At 45.2% G+C, this 18,546-nt stretch carries 17 protein-coding genes and 1 pseudogene; 13 read left to right on the forward strand and 5 right to left on the reverse strand.

What is annotated here, in order from left to right:
- Positions 1-70 precede the first annotated feature (70 nt).
- From rpsN to OSC7112_RS39420, 4 genes are all read right to left on the reverse strand, one after another.
- Entirely contained in the window at positions 71-373 is a 303-nt protein-coding gene (gene rpsN, locus OSC7112_RS05965; RefSeq protein ID WP_015175060.1) for a 30S ribosomal protein S14, read from the reverse strand.
- 747 nt (positions 374-1,120) lie between these two features.
- A complete protein-coding gene (nth, locus tag OSC7112_RS05970) occupies positions 1,121-1,765 on the reverse strand; it encodes an endonuclease III (protein WP_015175061.1) in 645 nt (214 codons plus the stop codon).
- Positions 1,766-2,129: 364 nt separating this feature from the next.
- Positions 2,130-3,224 (reverse strand): RIP metalloprotease RseP, encoded by a 1,095-nt coding sequence (rseP, locus tag OSC7112_RS05975; protein ID WP_015175063.1) that lies wholly within the window; start codon positions 3,222-3,224, stop codon positions 2,130-2,132.
- 35 nt (positions 3,225-3,259) lie between these two features.
- Positions 3,260-3,421, reverse strand: a complete 162-nt coding sequence (locus tag OSC7112_RS39420) for a hypothetical protein (RefSeq protein ID WP_015175064.1) — start codon at positions 3,419-3,421, stop codon at positions 3,260-3,262.
- A gap of 57 nt (positions 3,422-3,478) precedes the next feature.
- On the opposite strand from OSC7112_RS39420, the gene OSC7112_RS05980 reads away from it, so the two are divergent.
- From OSC7112_RS05980 to OSC7112_RS06000, 7 genes are all read left to right on the forward strand, one after another.
- On the forward strand, positions 3,479-4,186 hold the full coding sequence (locus OSC7112_RS05980; RefSeq protein ID WP_015175065.1) for a hypothetical protein: 708 nt from the start codon (positions 3,479-3,481) through the stop codon (positions 4,184-4,186).
- 81 nt (positions 4,187-4,267) lie between these two features.
- A complete protein-coding gene (locus OSC7112_RS05985; protein WP_015175066.1) occupies positions 4,268-4,819 on the forward strand; it encodes a hypothetical protein in 552 nt (183 codons plus the stop codon).
- A gap of 185 nt (positions 4,820-5,004) precedes the next feature.
- A complete protein-coding gene (locus OSC7112_RS41650) occupies positions 5,005-5,277 on the forward strand; it encodes a Uma2 family endonuclease (RefSeq protein WP_263053586.1) in 273 nt (90 codons plus the stop codon).
- Positions 5,267-5,563, forward strand: a complete 297-nt coding sequence (locus OSC7112_RS41655; protein WP_263053587.1) for a Uma2 family endonuclease — start codon at positions 5,267-5,269, stop codon at positions 5,561-5,563. The genes OSC7112_RS41650 and OSC7112_RS41655 overlap by 11 nt, the downstream gene beginning before the upstream one ends.
- 500 nt (positions 5,564-6,063) lie before the next feature.
- On the forward strand, positions 6,064-7,494 hold the full coding sequence (locus tag OSC7112_RS05995) for an MFS transporter (protein WP_015175067.1): 1,431 nt from the start codon (positions 6,064-6,066) through the stop codon (positions 7,492-7,494).
- A gap of 706 nt (positions 7,495-8,200) precedes the next feature.
- Complete coding sequence (locus OSC7112_RS41660) at positions 8,201-8,323, forward strand: hypothetical protein (RefSeq protein WP_263053588.1); 123 nt, start codon at positions 8,201-8,203, stop codon at positions 8,321-8,323.
- A gap of 351 nt (positions 8,324-8,674) precedes the next feature.
- Positions 8,675-11,032, forward strand: a complete 2,358-nt coding sequence (locus tag OSC7112_RS06000) for a GumC family protein (protein ID WP_015175071.1) — start codon at positions 8,675-8,677, stop codon at positions 11,030-11,032.
- Positions 11,033-11,260: 228 nt separating this feature from the next.
- Here OSC7112_RS06000 and OSC7112_RS06005 read toward each other — a convergent pair whose 3' ends face one another.
- The gene (locus tag OSC7112_RS06005; RefSeq protein ID WP_015175072.1) at positions 11,261-13,720 is read right to left on the reverse strand and encodes a CBS domain-containing protein; all 2,460 of its coding nucleotides are present in this window, start codon (positions 13,718-13,720) and stop codon (positions 11,261-11,263) included.
- 270 nt (positions 13,721-13,990) lie between these two features.
- On the opposite strand from OSC7112_RS06005, the gene OSC7112_RS06010 reads away from it, so the two are divergent.
- From OSC7112_RS06010 to arsH, 6 genes and pseudogenes are all read left to right on the forward strand, one after another.
- Entirely contained in the window at positions 13,991-14,665 is a 675-nt protein-coding gene (locus tag OSC7112_RS06010) for a HEAT repeat domain-containing protein (protein ID WP_015175073.1), read from the forward strand.
- Between the two features lie 177 nt (positions 14,666-14,842).
- Complete coding sequence (locus tag OSC7112_RS06015; RefSeq protein WP_015175074.1) at positions 14,843-15,097, forward strand: hypothetical protein; 255 nt, start codon at positions 14,843-14,845, stop codon at positions 15,095-15,097.
- Positions 15,098-15,331: 234 nt separating this feature from the next.
- A pseudogene (locus OSC7112_RS34335) lies at positions 15,332-16,447 on the forward strand (inorganic phosphate transporter).
- A gap of 240 nt (positions 16,448-16,687) precedes the next feature.
- Entirely contained in the window at positions 16,688-17,029 is a 342-nt protein-coding gene (locus OSC7112_RS06030; RefSeq protein ID WP_015175075.1) for an ArsR/SmtB family transcription factor, read from the forward strand.
- Between the two features lie 104 nt (positions 17,030-17,133).
- Positions 17,134-17,838, forward strand: a complete 705-nt coding sequence (locus OSC7112_RS06035) for an MIP/aquaporin family protein (protein WP_015175076.1) — start codon at positions 17,134-17,136, stop codon at positions 17,836-17,838.
- 7 nt (positions 17,839-17,845) lie between these two features.
- Positions 17,846-18,514: an arsenical resistance protein ArsH gene (arsH, locus tag OSC7112_RS06040; protein ID WP_015175077.1), complete on the forward strand. Its 669-nt coding sequence runs from the start codon at positions 17,846-17,848 to the stop codon at positions 18,512-18,514.
- The last annotated feature ends 32 nt before the right edge of the window (positions 18,515-18,546 follow it).

Genomic DNA, 18,546 nt, shown 5'->3' on the forward strand with positions numbered 1-18,546 from the left:
ATCCGTTACATCCGTTACATCCGTTACATCCGTTACAGAATCCGTTGCCGAACTTCCTTCTTCCTTCGTGCTACCAGCTAGACTTCACAACACCGGGCAAAAGACCTTCGTGAGCCATTTCTCGCATCATGTTGCGAGACAGTCCGAAGTCACGATAGTAACCTCTGGGCCGTCCAGTTGCCCAGCAGCGGTTCCGCAAGCGAGTCCGCGAACTGCTGCGGGGTAGCTGTTGCAGTTGGCGGTGAATCGCCATTTTGTCCATCTGATTGCTAGCTTGGTCAAACTGCTCTTTCAGGTCTTCCCGCTTGTCGGCGTACTTGTCTACGAGTCTCTGGCGCTTTTTCTCGCGCTCGACCATGCTCTTTTTAGCCATAATCTGTTGATATCCTTAGATTAATCACAATCTACTATTGTACTATATTTTGGTGATTTCGGATCGCTTTTATTTGAATTATTTCTTTTGTCAACAAGATTTTTAGCAACAGGCAAGATGCCTGTTCCACAATCACTCAACATTTTTAGCAACAGGCAAGATGCCTGTTCCACAATCACTCAACATTTTTAGCAACAGGCAAGATGCCTGTTCCACAATCACTCAACATTTTTAGCAACAGGCAAGATGCCTGTTCCACAATCACTCAACATTTTTAGCAACAGGCAAGATGCCTGTTCCACAATAGCTCAACATTTTTAGCAACAGGCAAGATGCCTGTTCCACAATCACTCAACATTTTTAGCAACAGGCAAGATGCCTGTTCCACAATAGCTCAACATTTTTAGCAACAGGCAAGATGCCTGTTCCACAATCACTCAACATTTTTAGCAACAGGCAAGATGCCTGTTCCACAATCACTCAACATTTTTAGCAACAGGCAAGATGCCTGTTCCACAATAGCTCAACATTTTTAGCAACAGGCAAGATGCCTGTTCCACAATCACTCAACATTTTTAGCAACAGGCATCTTGCCTGTTCCACAATAGCTCAACATTTTTAGCAACAGGCATCTTGCCTGTTCCACAATCACTCAACATTTTTAGCAACAGGCATCTTGCCTGTTCCACAATCACTCAACATTTTTAGCAACAGGCATCTTGCCTGTACTTAACCTTGGTGCAACACCTAACTATTAGCAGAAGGGCACAAATCTGCAAGTTTGCAAATATTGCAAGCCGGATTTCTCGCATTACAAACTGCCCTGCCGTGATAAACCAACCGAATCGACCAATTTTCCCAATCCGGCTGCGGCAACAATATCATCAAATCCCGCTCGATCCTTGTAGGATCGGTATGTTCGGTCAATCCCAACCGCTGACTCAAACGTTTGACGTGAGTGTCTACGGTCACGCCCATATTAATACCAAAAGCGTGGGCGAGAACGACATTAGCAGTTTTGCGGGCAACTCCGGGCAATTCTAGCAGCAGTTCCATCCGCTGCGGCACTTGATTGTTAAATTTATTGACGATCGCCTGACAAGCACCTTTAATATTTTTAGACTTATTCCGGTAGAAACCAGTCGATCGCACGAGACTTTCGAGTTCTTCTATATCAGCATTTGCCAAAGCCACCGCATCGGGGAAACGCTTAAACAAAGCCGGCGTTACCAAATTTACTCGATCGTCCGTACACTGAGCCGAAAGAATCGTCGCCACCAGCAACTGCACGGGAGTTTCGTAGTTGAGAGTACAAGGAGCTTCTGGATAGAGGCGTTTGAGGCGAATCAGAATTTCGAGCGATCGTTGTTTTAAACTTAACTTTTTAATCATTAGTCAGCAGTCATTAGTCATTAGTCAGTAATCATATTATGTCCGGTCGATTCCCTCCGCTTCGCTTCGCCCGAAATCTGGTAGGGGCGGGTAAACCTGCCAATATCTGCCAACAATCTCCAATCTCAAAAACCCGCCCGGCCGGGATATTACGGTCAATCGATCGGACTAGATATCAGTAGTCATTAGTCATTTATTATTGGTTTTTAACTGCTTCCCAGGCAGGACCGGGGAACCCATAACCAGAGGCTATACCTCGCTGGCGTAGGAAAAAAGAAGAGGGAAAAATAGGAAAATATGAAAACGGAAAACTAGACATAATTCTTCCTTATTCCTTCTTCCTTCTTCCTTGTTCCTTCATTTACTATTGCATGAAATTTCGCAAATCAAACCCAGCCAAATTAGCAGTATCGCGAATAATCAAGAAAACTCCCAAACCCAGCAACAACACCAAACCAGTCTGCATAAAATTTTCCTGAATGCGGTTCGGCAGAGGCTTGCCCCGCAGTCCTTCTATGAACAGAAAAGCTAGCTGGCCGCCATCTAAAGCAGGTAAAGGCAAGATATTAATCACAGCCAAATTGATGCTAATTAGCACAGCATACTGAAACAAACTCGCAGCATCCGATTTGGCAATACCTGCACCAATCGCCACAATCGCCACAGGCCCGGACAACTTGTCGGCAGTTTGGCTGAAATTGCTAAATAACTGCCCAAAACCTTGAACCGTCAGCACCACAATCCGCTCAAATTCTGTAGCGGCCTTGCTAAACGCCTCTACAATTGGGGCCCTCTGCCGCACCACAGTGCCGTTAGAAGTTAGCTGCACGCCAATGCGACCTTTGCCGTCGGGCGACTCTTCAGGAATTACAGTCACCACAAATTTTTGTTCTTGGCGCTGAATTTCCAAAGCTAGGGGTTGGTTGGGATGATCTTGGATTGCTGTGACCAATAATTTGATTGCTTCGCCGGAAGCGCCCAATTCCTTGCCGTCAACAGACAGAACAACGTCGCCCGATCGAATTCCCGCTTGTTTCGCGGCCGAACTGACTTCGGCGGCGACTTCGGGGACTTTAACTCCCGGTAGGTAGTTCATTTGTGCAGCGCCGACAGTGCTCAATTGCACTACCAGCAGGAAATAAGCAAAAATTAAGTTGGCAATTACCCCTGCACTAATGACGATCGCCCGATCGAGCACGGGGCGATTTTTGAGCAAATTCGGGTCATTTGGGGGAATTGTACTGTCGGGATCGTCGTCCGGGAAACCCACGAAACCTCCCAGGGGAAAGGCGCGGAGGGCGTATTCAGTTTCCGGGCCTTGGTACTTCCACAGGATGGGCCCGAAACCGATGGAGAAGCGGTTGACGTGGATGTGTTGAAGTCTCGCCGCCAGGAAGTGGCCGAGTTCGTGAACGACAATCAAGATACCTAAAACTGCGATCGCTGCCAAAACTGACATGAATGATTCCACTAACACTTTTACTGGACTTTGATTTATTTTAATATCTTTTTAATATCGGTGGCTTCAGAGGGACAATTTTCAGTCAAACTGGAAGGTGGTGTTTTTGCCGGAAGTCCCAGGTCGTGCGATCGACCCGACGCTGCCAAACCGATCGCGCGATCGTACCTGAGTTTACCTCTAAAACCCATTCCCATTACCAATTCCCTATTACAAATTACCCATTACCAATTCCCAGTTACCCATTCGCCATTATGAAAGACACTTCTTTGAATATTATCGCTATTTCTATCTTTGCCATCACCGTTTCAATATTGTTGGGGCCCCTATTCAACTTGCCCGAAGCCGTACCTGCGATCGCCACTTTTTGCCTGTTGGGGCTAGCCACCCTTGACAGTTTCCAGTGGCAAGGTCAAGGCGGTACTATTTTATTAGATTGGCTGGGGGGAACTTCCAAAGAAAAGCGCGATCGTATCCTTCACCACGAAGCCGGACACTTCCTAGTCGCGTACCTGTTGGGAATTCCCGTAACCAGCTACGCCCTCAACGCTTGGGAAGCCTTTAAACAAGGCCAAACCGCCCAAGGCGGCGTCCGATTTGAAGACGAACAATTAGCATCCCAACTCCAAAATGGCACTCTTTCCGCCCAACTTTTAGACCAATACTGCACCGTGTGGATGGCCGGAATAGTCGCCGAAAAATTTGTTTACGGCAGTGCAGAAGGAGGAGCAGAAGACCGCACAAAAATTAGTGCAATTTTAACACAACTGCGCCGTCCCAGTTCCGAGATTCAACTCAAACAAAACTGGGGTTTGCTGCGAGCCAAAAACCTGCTAGAAAGCCACAAATCAGCTTACGAAGCCCTAGTAGCAGCAATGGAAAATAGAGCAACTGTTGCCGAATGCTGCGACATAATCCAGCAAAATTTACAGGAAAAAGATGACGCACTCTTGCCTTATTAATCCGGCTCGTCTCGAGATTTATAACACCAAAAACTTGCCTATCAACCGAGTTTAAGAGCGTATTATAGGGATGAAAAATTCATGTCAGAACCCAAAATTTTCCCAACAACACTGCAAACAGCGAACCCAAATACAGAAAAATTGTTGTGGCTGTTCGGTTTCCGGATCGACCCCAGCACCGAAATACCAAATCTATATACTCTAATTGTCTATGGAGAACAAGAGCCGCCCTTAGTAGCCGGCGGTCAACTTGTATTTTTTACCCGTCCAGAACTAGCGATTAACGCTCTCCAATTGTGCAATATCGATGTCAGCGAACTGGGAAAGCCACCCACACAAATAGACGCTATTTGCGACATTGCAGAAACGCTGTACTTGCTCGATGCCGAAGATTTTGACGAATCAGCTACTATCCTCAACTGTTTGAACGCACTTTTCGATTTAGTGAAAGCTACTTTAATACCGATGCCAACTGAATACAAGCGCATACTTTATGATTTTGCAGACCATTTGAATATTGAGGAAGAGTTTGCAAGTTTTTTAGACGCAGAAGATATTCAGCGATCGGAAATTGTCAATGCCATTTTGTGGTGTGTGGGAGCAATTACAGCTAAATCTAGATTGCTGACCTAACAATTTTAGATTTTAGATTTTAGATTTTAGATTTTAGATTGGGGATTTTGGATTTAAAGTAGTCCCGGACTATACCAAAGAAACCGGGTTTTTTACCATTGTTAAAGTCTATTATCCAGTATTTTGATAAAAAAACGGTTTCGGCCTTTAGGATAATAGATAATATCGCCAAAAGAAATTGTGCAATGACTGTAACAGATTTACGCTTGTGGACTGTAGACGAATACCGCCGCATGACCGAAACAGGCATTCTCAATCCCGATGAACGAGTCGAATTAATTGACGGGCAAATTATTTCAAGCAGTGCAAAAAATCCTCCCCACGCAGCAACTAACCTCTGTGCAGCCGACTATCTCAGAAATCTGCTGGCAGGACTTGCTTTAATTCGCATCCAAGACCCGGTTACTCTAAGTATAAATTCAGAACCAGAACCGGATATTGCTGAGCGTGCAAATTGACCCTCGGCTGTACCAAGATTGTCATCCCGCACCAGACAATATTTTCTTATTAATAGAAATAGCTGACACGACTTTAGAAACAGACCGCAAGCGGAAAGCAACGGCTTATGCTAAGGCGGGAATTACTGATTATTGGATACTTGATGTTAACACGCGGCAAGTTTATGTTTTTCGCGAACCGGGCGAGGCAAACTACCGACAAGAAACAGTATTTAATGAAGATGATGTTTTGTCAATGCTGGTCTTTCCCGAAATAGAAGTTCAGATTTCGCAACTGTTTCCTTAAGTCTGTGGGCGGCGGGTTGATCGATATCTTTAGCTACCGATCGATATTTCGGGTACAACCCGCCCCTGGTATGGTGCGTAGCTGCTAGATTTTAGAGCTTGGAAAGTAGATTATCTGTGGCGGCGCACCCTACGGTATCTACGGGTATTGTGTATATTGATATCGCTCGAATTACCACCACGTTGTAGGGGCGGATTCACAAACCATACATAACAATGACCGACAATTCATATAAACCAGCCCCCACCCCACCGTAAATCTGAACGTACATTTGGCTTGGAAAGTTGGGTGGGGGCTGGTTTTTGAGATTGTTTGTTTTGGGGCGATTATTGTTGGTGAACCCGCCCCTACAAATCTATCAATTCCAAATTCTCAATTATCAATTACCAAGTTGTCACAATCGTCCCGATCGCTACAAAAAACTTAGTATTAGGGCGTAGCGTGAGTTATACTCCTACTGGAAAGACTGTGACTGCCAAAAAATCTCGAAATCAAAGTTTATGAGCAACACTTCCCCCCCTCAACCAGCCGCCAAAAAGCCCGCAACACAAAAACTCAGTTTCTCGACAAAATTAGCTTACGGTGCCGGCGACCTCGGCCCGGCAATTACCGCTAATGTTTTGGCATTTTACCTCCTAGTTTTCTTTACCAATGTCGCTGGTTTACCTGCCGACTTAGCCAGCAATATTTTGGTGATCGGCAAGGTTTGGGATGCCATAAATGACCCGATTGTGGGGGTTTTGAGCGATCGCACTTCTCACCCTTGGGGCCGCCGATATCCTTGGATAATATATGGTGGCATTCCCTTCGGCATATTCTTCTTATTGCAGTGGATTGTACCTAGCACGGATCACACAGTGTTATTTTGGTACTATGTTGCGATCGGCATTTTGTTCAACACCGCCTACACGGCTGTCAATCTTCCCTACACTGCCCTGACTCCAGAACTTACTCAAGACTACAACGAACGCACTAGCCTTAATAGTTTTCGGTTTGCTTTCTCCATTGGCGGCAGCATCTTTTCATTAATCTTAGCTCTAATTATCTTTCGTGTATTTGAAAAAGACCCAAATCAACAATATTTAGTATTAGGTGCAATCTGTGCAGTTATCTCTGTCTTGCCTTTGTACTGGTGCGTTTTGGGAACTCGCAAGCACGTCGCAGCCAAACTATTAGAAAACGCAGAACTAGATAATTCTACATCCTTGCCACTGAAAGAACAGTTGCAGATTGCCTTTAGCAATCGCCCTTTTTTGTACGTAATTGGAATTTATCTTTTTTCTTGGCTGGGAGTGCAGTTGACTGCTACTATTATTCCCTACTTTGTTGTTAACTGGATGCAACAGCCCCAGTACGTTTTTAGCTTGGTGGCGATCGCAGTTCAAGGCACTGCACTAATCATGCTATTTGTTTGGAGTCAAGTCAGCGAGAGATACGGCAAAAAAGCCGTATATTTTATGGGCATGAGTTTGTGGATTATTGCCCAAGCTGGACTGTTTTTTCTGCAACCAGGACAAGTATTGCAGATGTACTTATTAGCAGTCATGGCAGGTGTCGGAGTTTCCACGGCTTATCTAATACCTTGGTCGATGATACCGGATGTGATCGAACTCGACGAACTGCAAACAGGAGAAAGACGCGAAGGCGTTTTCTATTCGTTTATGGTACTGCTGCAAAAAATCGGATTGGCAGGGGGTTTGTGGTTGGTAGGCCAAGCATTAGCAAGAGCTGGATTTCTATCTACAGTTCCCGGACAGCCGGCACCCGTACAGCCAGATTCTGCGCTCTTTGCGATTCGAGTTGCGATCGGGCCGCTGCCCACAATTGCTTTAATTGCTGGCATGATTCTTACATATTTTTATCCCATAACCCGCGAAGTTCATGCAGAAATATTGTTGAAACTTCGAGAAAGAAAAGCACAACATCAATAATCGCTAATAAGGAGTTGTTGGTAATTAGTAAAATAGAAAAATAACAACTACCAAGAGCTAATCCTAGCGGGAGCAATAGCAATCCTCCAATCCTGTGCGAAGTCTTTTTTTCTTTAACAATGTGTCATCTTCTTATGGCATCGGTTAATTCCAAAAAAAGCCCGTCGCGCGTTTCCCGAATGGATTGCTATAGCTTGCTCGGAGGGCGAATAAAAGCGATAGTTTTAGTAATAGCCCCGGAACCCAGAAACCTAGTTTTTTTTTTACGAATATACATAAATCGCGCCGCGCCATCCGCCCCGGTAGAAAAACCCCGAAGGCTTGAGTTGTTCGAGATGTCGATCGAGCTTGAGAACACAACTTATTAAATTTTATGTCTGTCGGGCACTGTCGCGCACTAGAGAGAGTAGTTTGTGATATAATTATAACAATCAGTAAGTGTATATACTTAATCAGTCATCCAGATCCTCAAAAATTTTATAATTAAGAGAAGAAATAGATTTTTATCGGAAATTGATTAGATTAGTTGCCGTTTCCAAAAATCTGCTGAATGTGGCTAATTATACCGGGAGCATCTCATATTTGTAAAAACACTTCTTCTGGCTCCTGACTTCTGACTCTTTCCTCGCAGCAAGAGAGCCTCAAAACTCCAATTTCTAGCTTTGCTGCTTTCATTGAGATGCTCCCAATTATATCTACATGGGAAATGCAAAACTTTTTAGTCGGTCAGTTAGCGCCTAAGTTAACAACTGCTTCTGCCGTTGACTCTGAGCCGAAAAATGGCATAGAGGACAAACCAATACCAGCGCCAGCAGCGGCTGAGGTATGACGGTCAATTGTAAAAGTTTGGTAAAGCTATTGAACCCCCTGTCTCGAAGCGGAGCAACACCTGAAACAGTTGGCTTCGTCGCCCCGAAACCCTAAATACAAGCACAACACTGCGACCCAAATGCAGTCTGATATAACTCTCCAGCAGTTGTAAAAGAACTTTTGCCACCGGCATAGCATAGGGATTTAGTTATTTTTGTATACTATGTGAAAGTAGTGAGAACTATTAGAAGGAAGTGGGCTCGACCAACCAATAATTTCGTGTGATATCCTTAAGCCAATGCTAAAAGTATCAACCCGAAGGCTCGCAGAAGAAAGCTGATTGTACCCACAAAATATCCAAGAGGTCAACATGGAAAGAGAACAGGACGCTCATATCGTACCCATTAGCAACCAGAGCCGACAGGTGCAGCAATTTTCCGGTGACGAGGGAGAAGAGTTAAGCGCGCAGCCTCAGAAAGGATTGAATCTAAAGCCGTTGTTGAGGACTTTTCAGCGACAAGCCTTAATCATTATTGGCATTATAGGTCTAGTAGGCGGTGGAGTTGTTTATCAGATCAAGGGAGCCAAGAAAACATATCAAGGCGATTTTCGGATGCTAGTGGAACCCGTGACAACGGAGGCAAGAATTGCTGACCCCTCTGCCCTAGCCAATCGCAGCGAGGGAGGAGGAGTACCTAATAGAGATTTTTTTAGTTTGGACTACGCAACTCAACTTCAAATTCTCCAGAGTCCTCAGATGCTGTCGGCTATTGTTAAACAAGTCCAAAAACGATATCCAGAAGTTACCGAGGAAGTTCTTAAAAAATTTTTAGTGGTTGTGCGGATTGGAGAAAATGAGATGACCCTCACTAAAATTTTGGAAGTTCGCTTCATGGGGACCGATCCTAAGTTAGTTGAGTTCGTTTTACAAGAAACTAAAAAGAAATATTTAAAGTACAGTCTTGAGGAACGCAAGACTCGGATTGGTGAAGGTGTTAAATTTATTGAAGACCAGCTTCCGGGACTCAATAAGCGCGTAAACGACCTGAAATCGGAGTTACAGGTGATACAGCAGCAGCAAAAGATTACCGATCCTAAAGAACAAGGCGCGCAATTAATCCAGCAAGTTCGTACCGTAGAAACTTTAGAGTTAGAAACTCAAAGGCTACTGCAAGAACAGAAAACGCTGTACGCTAACTTGCAAAAACAATTAGATTTTACACCAAATGAAGCTATTGCCGCTTCCGCTTTAAGCGAAGAACCTCAATATAAAGAGTTGCTGATCAAGGTTAAGGAAGTAGAAGGTCAGATTGCTGTAGAAACAGCTCGTTTTAAATCTGCTAACCCTATAGTGGAAGCTTTAGAGCGCAAGCGGGCAAATTTAGTAGCTTTGCTCAACCAGCAAACAGATCGAATTTTGGGGCAAAATTTAGTAGGCACCCAAGCCAATTCTAAAGTTCAGAATTTTCAAAATTCTATTCGCATAGGCTTGATTAAACAATTGGTTGATACTGCTAACCAAGTTGAAGTTTTAGAAGCTCGCCTTCAGGCAATCAGCCAAACTAAAAACAATTTAAACCGACAAGCAACAGAATTCCCCAGCATAGCCCGCCGCTACAACGAACTGCAACAGCAATTAGAAGTAGCCGCCCGCACCCGCGATCAACTTTTAAGCCAGCGGGAAACTCTGCGCGTCCAAGCAGCTCAAAGCCAAGTACCTTGGGAAATAATTTCTGAACCAGGCATACCGCGAGATGCTAAGGGCAACCTCGTGCCAGTTGCATCGAAAGCTAAAAACAAATTGATGATGGCAGTTGTTGGGGCGCTAGTTTTGGGTCTGGGAGCTGCTATACTCATTGAAAAGTTCCGCAATATTTTCTACTGTACTGATGACGTTAAAGATGCGGTGGAAGCGCCTTTATTGGGAGCAATTCCTCTTGACAAAAATGCTAGAAAATTGCAGCCTTCTATTGCTAATGCCTATGCTTATCTTGAAGGAAAAGAGGGTAATAAGAAAAATGCTGCGGAATTTATAGAAGCTTTTGACTCTCTTTATACTAATATCCGCTTTCTTTCTTCAAATCGAACGATTAGCTCTTTGGCAATTGGTTCGGCTACAGTTGGCGAAGGAAAATCTACCGTTGCTTTAAACTTAGCTCACGTGGCAGCGCTGGCGGGTCAGCGAGTGCTGTTAGTAGACGCGAATTTGCATTCGCCCAGCCTGCACTTGCTGTTGGAACTGCCTAATGTCAAGGGATTGAGCAACTTGCTCGACAATAAAAACGAACCCGATGAAATGATCCAACGATCGCATCTAGCAGATAATCTTTTTGTATTAACTGCAGGTCTCCCGGGTTCTGGTACTGCCAGACGCCTGGCATCATCTCAGATGCAGTATTTAATGGAAGAACTTCAGGCACAATTTGACTTAGTTATCTACGATACGCCGCCGCTGGCGGACAGTAAAGATACGAATTTTTTAGCGGCGCGCACCGATGGAATACTGATGGTTGTAGCAATTCAGCAGGTTCCTCTTTCAGTTGTCAAAAAAGTTTTCAGTCAATTAGAAAATTTTGGCATACCATGCTTGGGAACAGTTGCGAATCATGCCCCTAAACGCAAGAAGTATCCACCATCTAGATCGTCAGTTGTTGAAGATAAAAATGAATATTTGAATTTGGCACCAGCACCGTCTGGTATCCGCAAACTAGCTCCTAAAAAAGAGTGAGACCCACAAAGATGACCCCCAAAAATGGATACAAGCCCCCGACAGGAGTCATGGAACTCCCAAAATTTTAGACTTTTGTTCAATCTCCTAGATTCGTCTGTGGAGTAAATCGAAAATCTAAAATCGTTCGACGCTTGCGCGACTTGACTAAGGGCTCGGCGAACGTCTTAGGTCGAAGTCTAAAATCTCAAATCTCAAATTTAAAATCTAAAATTGATTGATTGCGGACTAATTTCCATCAGGGTTGGTAGGAAATGTGACGGTAAAATTAGTCCAGCCATTCCTGCTTTCAACCTCAATTTTTCCCTGCAACTGTTCGACAAGTTTTTGAACCAAAGCTAAACCCAAACCTGTACCTCCTTGTTTCCAAGGATCGGCGTTGGGAACTCGATAAAATTTCTCAAAAATTCGAGGCAATTCCTCTATGGAAATGGACGATTGATTGCTGAGTGTAAATTGGATTTCTGAAGCCACAGCACTTGCTTGTCGCGAATTTGTCCTTTGTCCGTCTTGTTCCCAGTCTCCGTTTTTGCACTCAACTTTCAGAAAAATTTCGCCGTTATTGGCAGTATATTTGCAGGCATTGTTGAGGAGCTCGGCTAAAATTCGTCCCAAACTAGCGCGGTTGGAACTGATCGTGGGGAGGTGCCGATCGCACTCTACTCGCAAATCCTGGTGGCGGTCGTGGGCCCGGGTGTAAAACGGGTCGATAATAGTAGGCAGCCAGACTTCTAAGTTTACTGGTTCGAGGTCGATCGGACAAGTTGCCGCTTCGAGCCGCTGCAAATCTAGCAAAGCATTAATCAAATCTGTTTCTCTAGTACATTCTGTTTCTAAAATTTCTAGATAAATCTGGCGTCGATCGGGTGTGGGAGAAATTCTCAGCATATGAATAGCCATTTTTATATTAGCTAAAGGCGTCCGCAGTTCGTGAGAAACGGTGCTGAGAAATTCATCTTTGAGGACGTTTAAATGCTGGAGTTCGTGAACTTTTTGCTGCAATTCGGCGGTGCGTTCTTGGACTTGGCGTTCGAGGTCGGTGTTGAGATTTTGGACTTGCTGATAGAGTTGGGCTTGCTGAATGGCGATCGCGATTTGAGTTGCCAGTTGCAGCAGCAAATCCACTTCCGAAGGCTGCCACTGACGGGATTGGGAACACTGATGGACACACATCATCCCCCACAAATTGCCGTCTTGCAAAATTGGTACAATCAAATAAGCTTTGATTTGCGCTTGCTGGAACCGGGCATATTTTTCGGCGCTCAAACAGGCTTGGTCGAGATCCGGAACCGCATAAATTTCCTGTTCGACCACCGAAGCAGATTCTTGCCAAATATTATCCGGCATGATTTCTCCCAAGATTGAAGGCCAATTTTCGGCAACGGATTCTGCGACTACAATGCCGTAATTGCTGGACTCTAAATGCAGGATTGCTACTCGGTCAGCTTGCAAAACTTGGCGGACTTCATCGACGCTGGCGTTGAGAATTTCTTCGAGGTTTAAGGATTGGTGAATCCGCAAGGAAATGTGAGTTAACAGCCGATCGCGCTGCAATTGTTCGTGGAGTTTTGCAGTCCGTTCCCGCACCTGCTGTTCCAGTTTGGCATTGCGACTTTGCAACAGTTCCACTTTTTCGGCTTGCAATTGATAAACCGACTGCTGCAACTGTTTGACAACTCGGTACATTTCGGTGGGGTCGAGGACTCTGAGCAAGCTGGTCTGAGTAATAATTCCCAACAGTTCTCCGCGCCCCCCGCACACGACCAACCGCTGCACTTGTTGCTGCTGCATTTCTTTGTGCGCCGTCCATAGGGAATCGGAAGGTTGAAGAAATTGCAGGGGAGTTCTCATGACTTTTTGAGCTGGGGTTTGCTTGAAATTTAGTTCGAGAAACTGTGCCTGCACAATGTCATATTCGGTAATAATTCCCAGGGGTTGGTGAAAGGAATAGTGAAAAATGGAGGTATAGTCATCTTTGGGCTTCTCCATTGTTAATTCTTTGTTTTTTGTAATCACTACGCAACTGACCTGATGCTCTGACATCAGTTCGGTTATAGTCAGCAGCGAGGCGGTGTGAGGCGCTGTAATTGGCGTAGTCATTAATTCTGCTACCCGCCGCAATTTAAGAATGTTTGAAGGCTGCAATACTTGGCGAATTCTTTCCCGCGTCAGCACTCCTACCAAGTGGCGAAATTGATTGACGATCGGCAAATAGCGAATCTTGTGCTGGCGAAATAAGGATAAGGCGGTAAACACGTCTTGGTCATCGGATTCTGTGAGGGAGACCGACACCGGGGACATCACTTCGGAAATTGGTATTTTGTGCAGGGCTACTTTGTGCTGGCTGTCTATTGTGCCAGAAGCTATCAGCCTCACTAGGTCGGCGGGAGTTAATATGCCGATTAACAGTCCGCGGCTGTGGTTGTCGGATAAGTTGCCTGTGGTAATAGTCTGCTGGTTCTGCACGACGAACACGCAGCGGGCCCGCACCTTTTCCGGCGCGGATGTTTCGGTCATCGCCCCCCGGTCTGAGGGTAAAGGTGTTTTGACTAGGGGACAACTGTTTTGCAACTGACTCATCAGGGCGATCGCCACTGCTAAGGAAGTTTCTGGCCCGGCAGTGAGGGGGTAGCGATCGATCGCTTGTTCTAAGGCTGAGGAGTAAAGGGGCGGGTGGTAAAACGGCATAGTGGATTGCAGGTTGTCAGAGGGCGGCTAACTATCGGGCAAAGCCTTAGGGAACGGCAGAAACACCTCGCCTGTGCTTGGGATTTAAATAATAAACTTTCTCATTGATTATTTCCACGCAATCTGAACTTTTAGATTCATCGTCTCACTAATCCGCAATCTTACTCATCTCAAATACGCAGGGCGGTTTTTACTGCCTGCTTTTCCCCTGAGACTCCCCTATAATCAAAATAACCCGAATGTAAAGTTTTACTACAAGATTTATCCATAATGACAACTCTAAGCTTAGAGCAAATTGCAGCCAAGTTAGAAAGCGAAAATTCCGCCGATCGAATGGTGGCTTTGGCCAACTTGCGGAATGTGCCTGCTGCAGAGGCGGTGCCTTTGATTAAAAAGGTGTTGAACGACGAAAGTTTGCAAGTGCGATCGATGGCTGTGTTTGCTCTCGGGGTCAAACCCACAGCAGAGTGCTATCCCATTCTAGTCAAATTGCTAGAAACTGACCCGGATTACGGCATTCGCGCTGACGCTGCGGGTGCTTTGGGCTATCTGGAAGATATCAGAGCTTTTGATGCTTTGGTGCGGGCTTTTTACGAGGATACGGAATGGCTGGTGCGCTTCAGTGCTGCTGTTTCTCTGGGAAATCTCAAAGATGCCCGGGCCCGCGAGGTGCTGCTGAAAGCTCTCGACAGCGAGCAAGTGGTGATCCAGCAGGCGGCAATTTCGGCTTTGGGAGAAATTAAAGATCTTGGGGCGATCGATCGCCTCCTCAATTTTGCTCAGTCGGAAGATTGGCTGATCCGCCAGAGGCTGGCTGAAGCTTTGGGCAATTTGCCGAGTGTTAAGAGCGTTTCGGCTTTAAAATACTTAGAAAAAGATAGCAATTCTCAAGTATCTGAGGCGGCAACAATTTCTCTCGATCGTTTGTCAAAAGCAGAAGCGTGACATATAACTTTTAGTATGTTGAGAAACCCGGTTTCTTCAATAAACCGGGTTAATCCTTATTTTAGCAATCTTAATAAAATTTATAGAGTATTGAGTCAAACCAGAATATATTATATAAGCTGCTACGGCAAATCGCAAGTTAAAATAGTTCTTTATATCCTTTAACCAAAACTAGCCATGAATCAAGCGCCCAATCCTTTTAACTCAAATCCCTCCAATCCGCTAGACCCCTTGGAGCAAGAAGTTGACGAGCAAGGTGAAGCATTGCCGAGACAGTACCACCCGGCCACTAAAAAAACTCTGCAAAAAGTCTTTATTATCCTGATAGTTGTCGGGGCAATTATTGGGGGAATTCTATCTATAGGGGTGATTTCACTGATGCAGAAGGCGGGACTGACAGATGTGCCAGCAAGGGTACAAAATCCTAAGTGAATGGGTGGGGTGAGTGTACCGTCCGCGAGCGCCGATCCTTCATTAGAGTATCGTTCAATATCGCGCCCATTTTGCTGGCGCGAAATTAAGACGCGATCGCTCGCCTCGTAAAAAAAATATTAATATTTTAATTATTTTATTTGATGCAACTGTGTCTATACAATCAAATTCGGTGCTGTAGGGGCCCCGACCAAAAACTCTTTCAAATAAACCACACTTATTCTGACTAAGAGAATGTTACTTATTGCGCTATTTATCGCCACCTTTTTTTTAGCATACTGCAATGGTGCTAATGATAATTTTAAAGGCGTGGCGACACTGTTTGGCAGTCAGACAACGAACTATAAAACAGCAATTAGTTGGGCCACGATTACAACTTTTGCAGGTTCAGTCTTTTCTATTTTTTTAGCAGAAACGCTGGTAAAAAGCTTTTCGGGCAAAGGGCTAGTTCCCGACGATATCGCCAATGCCCCAGATTTTCATTTGGCAGTCGCCATCGCTGCGGGTTTAACCGTTATTCTTGCTACCTTAACTGGATTCCCTATTTCCACAACTCACGGTCTTACAGGTGCGCTTGTCGGTGCAGGTTTAGTCGCAATTGGTACTCAAGTTAATTTTACAGCATTGCAGAACACTTTTCTAATGCCTTTGTTGCTGAGTCCCATGATAGCGATTCCATTAGCAGCTTTAATTTATGGGCTGTCTCGCTACCTGCGAGTTTATTTAGGAATCCAAAAAGAATGGTGTATTTGCGCTGGCAAAACTCAACAGATTATTCCCATTCCCCAACCGGATGCAACTAACATACTTAAGTGCATCACAACCGCTGATGTCGCGGTCGATTCTCTAGATAAATGCACGCAAAAGTACCTGGGAAATTTCTTACAAATTCCCAGCCAAAAGTTAGTGGATGTTTGCCATTTTATGAGCGCGGGAATCGTCAGTTTTGCCAGAGGATTGAACGATACTCCTAAAATTGTTTCGCTGATGTTAGTCGGTGAAGCAGTCTCTGTTCAGTGGGGAAGTTTAGCAGTAGCTTTGGGAATGGCCATCGGCGGTTTATTGAATGCTAAAAAAGTTGCCTAAACAATGAGCAAAAAGCTGACAGCAATGAATACAGGTCAAGGGCTGGTGGCAAACTTAGTGACAGGATTTTTAGTTATTGGTGCCAGTCGCTATGGACTTCCAGTTTCTACTACCCATGTCTCGGTAGGTTCAATTTTTGGTGTAGGATTGATTTCAAAAAAAGCTAATGTGCGCGTTTTCTATCAGATTCTACTATCATGGATTTTGACCTTGCCAATTGCTGCGGCAATCAGCGGCTGCGCTTACTGGGTGTTGCATCGGTAAGAGAATTATATCAATTCCGGTTACACTCCTTATGATGGGGAGTGGGGAGTGGGGAAGGGGGAATTATTGACCTTGATTTGATCGTGCCCACCCCGCCGGAAACGATATTAATCGTTAGTCCTAAAAGAGAAAGAGTTCGCAGTTGATTTGGGATTGCCATCAAAGGATAACCAGATCGAATCTAACGGTAAAAAAAGAAATCGCGCGGGGAGTTTTTGAATAAAATTTTAAGGGTAATTTATGGTTAAAAATTCTCCGATCGCGCCTCCTGTTGCAGATAAATCGATCGCTGCTGGCTTTCACGCTCTTTCTGACCCCCTGCGGCTTCAGATTTTGGAGTTGCTGCGGGAACAGGAGTTGTGCGTGTGCGATTTGTGCGATCGACTTTCTGTCCCTCAGTCTAAACTCTCTTTTCACCTCAAAGCCTTGAGGGATGCAGCTTTAGTCCGCAGCCGCCAAGAAGGCCGCTGGATTTACTACAGCCTCAATTTAGCTCAGTTTGTCGCCCTCGAACAGTACCTCGCCGAATACCGCCGCTTCAGCCAGATCCTGCCGGCGCGCCCCTGTTCCGACGCGGGTTAACCCATCAACATTTCTTAATCACTCAAATACTGATATTGCTTTTTTGAGAATTGACATATCAAGTTTTATTGATATGATGGGATGGAACCAATTAGTTGAGAGCGATGGATGCAACAGCTCATCGGTTAGCTTGTGCTCGGCCCGATTGCAGGCGAGAGGCGATCGCCGAATTTCTAGGTACATTTATTTTGGTTTTTGCAGGCACGGGTGCGGTGATGGTTAACAAAACTAGCGCTGGTTCCGTAACTCATTTAGGCATCAGTTTTGTATTTGGTGCAGTAGTAACTGCGATGATTTACGCCCTAGGACACATCAGCGGCGCACACTTTAATCCGGCCGTAACTTTAGGGTTTTGGGCGAGCGGTTATTTCCCAAAATATAAAGTTTTGCCTTACGTTTTAGGGCAGTGTGCGGGTGCGATCGCAGCTTCTAAAGTGCTGCTAATTACCCTAGGAAAAGTAGCAAATCTCGGTGCAACTATCCCTCTCAACGGTAACTGGTTGCAGTCTCTAATTTTAGAAACTGTTTTGACCTTTATCTTAATGTTTGTTATCCTCGGTTCAGGACTTGACAGACGCGCTCACATCGGGTTTGCCGGGATAGCAATTGGCTTAACTGTAGGGTTAGAAGCTGCATTTATGGGGCCGATTACCGGAGCGAGCATGAATCCGGCACGGTCTCTCGGCCCGGCTTTAGTTGGCGGCATTTGGGAACACCACTGGGTTTACTGGGTTGCTCCGATTTGGGGGGCACAATTAGCAGTCGCAGTTTATCGGGAAATATCTAACGGATTTCGGGACTTTAATTGAAAGTAGCATGACAACTTTTACGCACAAACCGAGAATTTTGTTTTTATACGGCTCGTTAAGAGAGCGTTCTTACAGCCGCTTGTTGGCGGAAGAAGCAGCGAGAATTATTGAGGATTTCGGTGCAGAGGTTAGGTTCTTTAATCCTCTAGAACTGCCGATTTACGGCAGCGTTCCCGATACTCATCCGAAGGTTCAAGAGTTGCGGGAATTGAGCCTGTGGTCGGAGGGTCAAGTGTGGTCGAGTCCAGAAATGCACGGCAATATTACCGGCATTATGAAAAATCAAATTGACTGGATTCCTTTAAGTATTGGGGCCGTCAGACCGACTCAAGGCCGAACTTTGGCGGTGATGCAAGTCAGCGGCGGTTCGCAGTCTTTTAATGCTGTCAATACTTTGAGAATTTTGGGCCGCTGGATGCGGATGTTTACGATTCCGAATCAGTCTTCGGTTGCGAAGGCTTATCAGGAGTTTAATGAAGATGGAACGATGAAGGATTCGCCTTACCGCGATCGGGCGATCGACGTAATGGAGGAACTGTACAAGTTTACCTTGCTGTTGCGGGAGCAAACCGACTATTTGACCGATCGCTACAGCGAACGCAAAGAACAAGCCGCTAAAGAGACGATCGCCGTCGCAAATCGCGCCCTTGAGGTTAACTCTGCTAAGAGTATCTAAAGTTGGCCTTTCCCTAGGAGGTATCCAAAATA

The organism is Oscillatoria nigro-viridis PCC 7112 (assembly GCF_000317475.1).
In the GTDB taxonomy this organism is placed as follows: domain Bacteria; phylum Cyanobacteriota; class Cyanobacteriia; order Cyanobacteriales; family Microcoleaceae; genus Microcoleus; species Microcoleus nigroviridis.

What these genes read in the sequence shown, in the direction of transcription:
- rpsN (WP_015175060.1), bottom strand. Translation starts at nt 373, where the DNA reads ATGGCTAAAAAGAGCATGGTCGAGCGCGAGAAAAAGCGCCAGAGACTC.
- nth (WP_015175061.1), bottom strand. Translation starts at nt 1,765, where the DNA reads ATGATTAAAAAGTTAAGTTTAAAACAACGATCGCTCGAAATTCTGATT.
- rseP (WP_015175063.1), bottom strand. Translation starts at nt 3,224, where the DNA reads ATGTCAGTTTTGGCAGCGATCGCAGTTTTAGGTATCTTGATTGTCGTT.
- OSC7112_RS39420 (WP_015175064.1), bottom strand. Translation starts at nt 3,421, where the DNA reads ATGGGAATGGGTTTTAGAGGTAAACTCAGGTACGATCGCGCGATCGGT.
- OSC7112_RS05980 (WP_015175065.1), top strand. Translation starts at nt 3,479, where the DNA reads ATGAAAGACACTTCTTTGAATATTATCGCTATTTCTATCTTTGCCATC.
- OSC7112_RS05985 (WP_015175066.1), top strand. Translation starts at nt 4,268, where the DNA reads ATGTCAGAACCCAAAATTTTCCCAACAACACTGCAAACAGCGAACCCA.
- OSC7112_RS41650 (WP_263053586.1), top strand. Translation starts at nt 5,005, where the DNA reads ATGACTGTAACAGATTTACGCTTGTGGACTGTAGACGAATACCGCCGC.
- OSC7112_RS05995 (WP_015175067.1), top strand. Translation starts at nt 6,064, where the DNA reads ATGAGCAACACTTCCCCCCCTCAACCAGCCGCCAAAAAGCCCGCAACA.
- OSC7112_RS41660 (WP_263053588.1), top strand. Translation starts at nt 8,201, where the DNA reads ATGCAAAACTTTTTAGTCGGTCAGTTAGCGCCTAAGTTAACAACTGCT.
- OSC7112_RS06000 (WP_015175071.1), top strand. Translation starts at nt 8,675, where the DNA reads ATGGAAAGAGAACAGGACGCTCATATCGTACCCATTAGCAACCAGAGC.
- OSC7112_RS06005 (WP_015175072.1), bottom strand. Translation starts at nt 13,720, where the DNA reads ATGCCGTTTTACCACCCGCCCCTTTACTCCTCAGCCTTAGAACAAGCG.
- OSC7112_RS06010 (WP_015175073.1), top strand. Translation starts at nt 13,991, where the DNA reads ATGACAACTCTAAGCTTAGAGCAAATTGCAGCCAAGTTAGAAAGCGAA.
- OSC7112_RS06015 (WP_015175074.1), top strand. Translation starts at nt 14,843, where the DNA reads ATGAATCAAGCGCCCAATCCTTTTAACTCAAATCCCTCCAATCCGCTA.
- OSC7112_RS06030 (WP_015175075.1), top strand. Translation starts at nt 16,688, where the DNA reads ATGGTTAAAAATTCTCCGATCGCGCCTCCTGTTGCAGATAAATCGATC.
- OSC7112_RS06035 (WP_015175076.1), top strand. Translation starts at nt 17,134, where the DNA reads ATGGATGCAACAGCTCATCGGTTAGCTTGTGCTCGGCCCGATTGCAGG.
- arsH (WP_015175077.1), top strand. Translation starts at nt 17,846, where the DNA reads ATGACAACTTTTACGCACAAACCGAGAATTTTGTTTTTATACGGCTCG.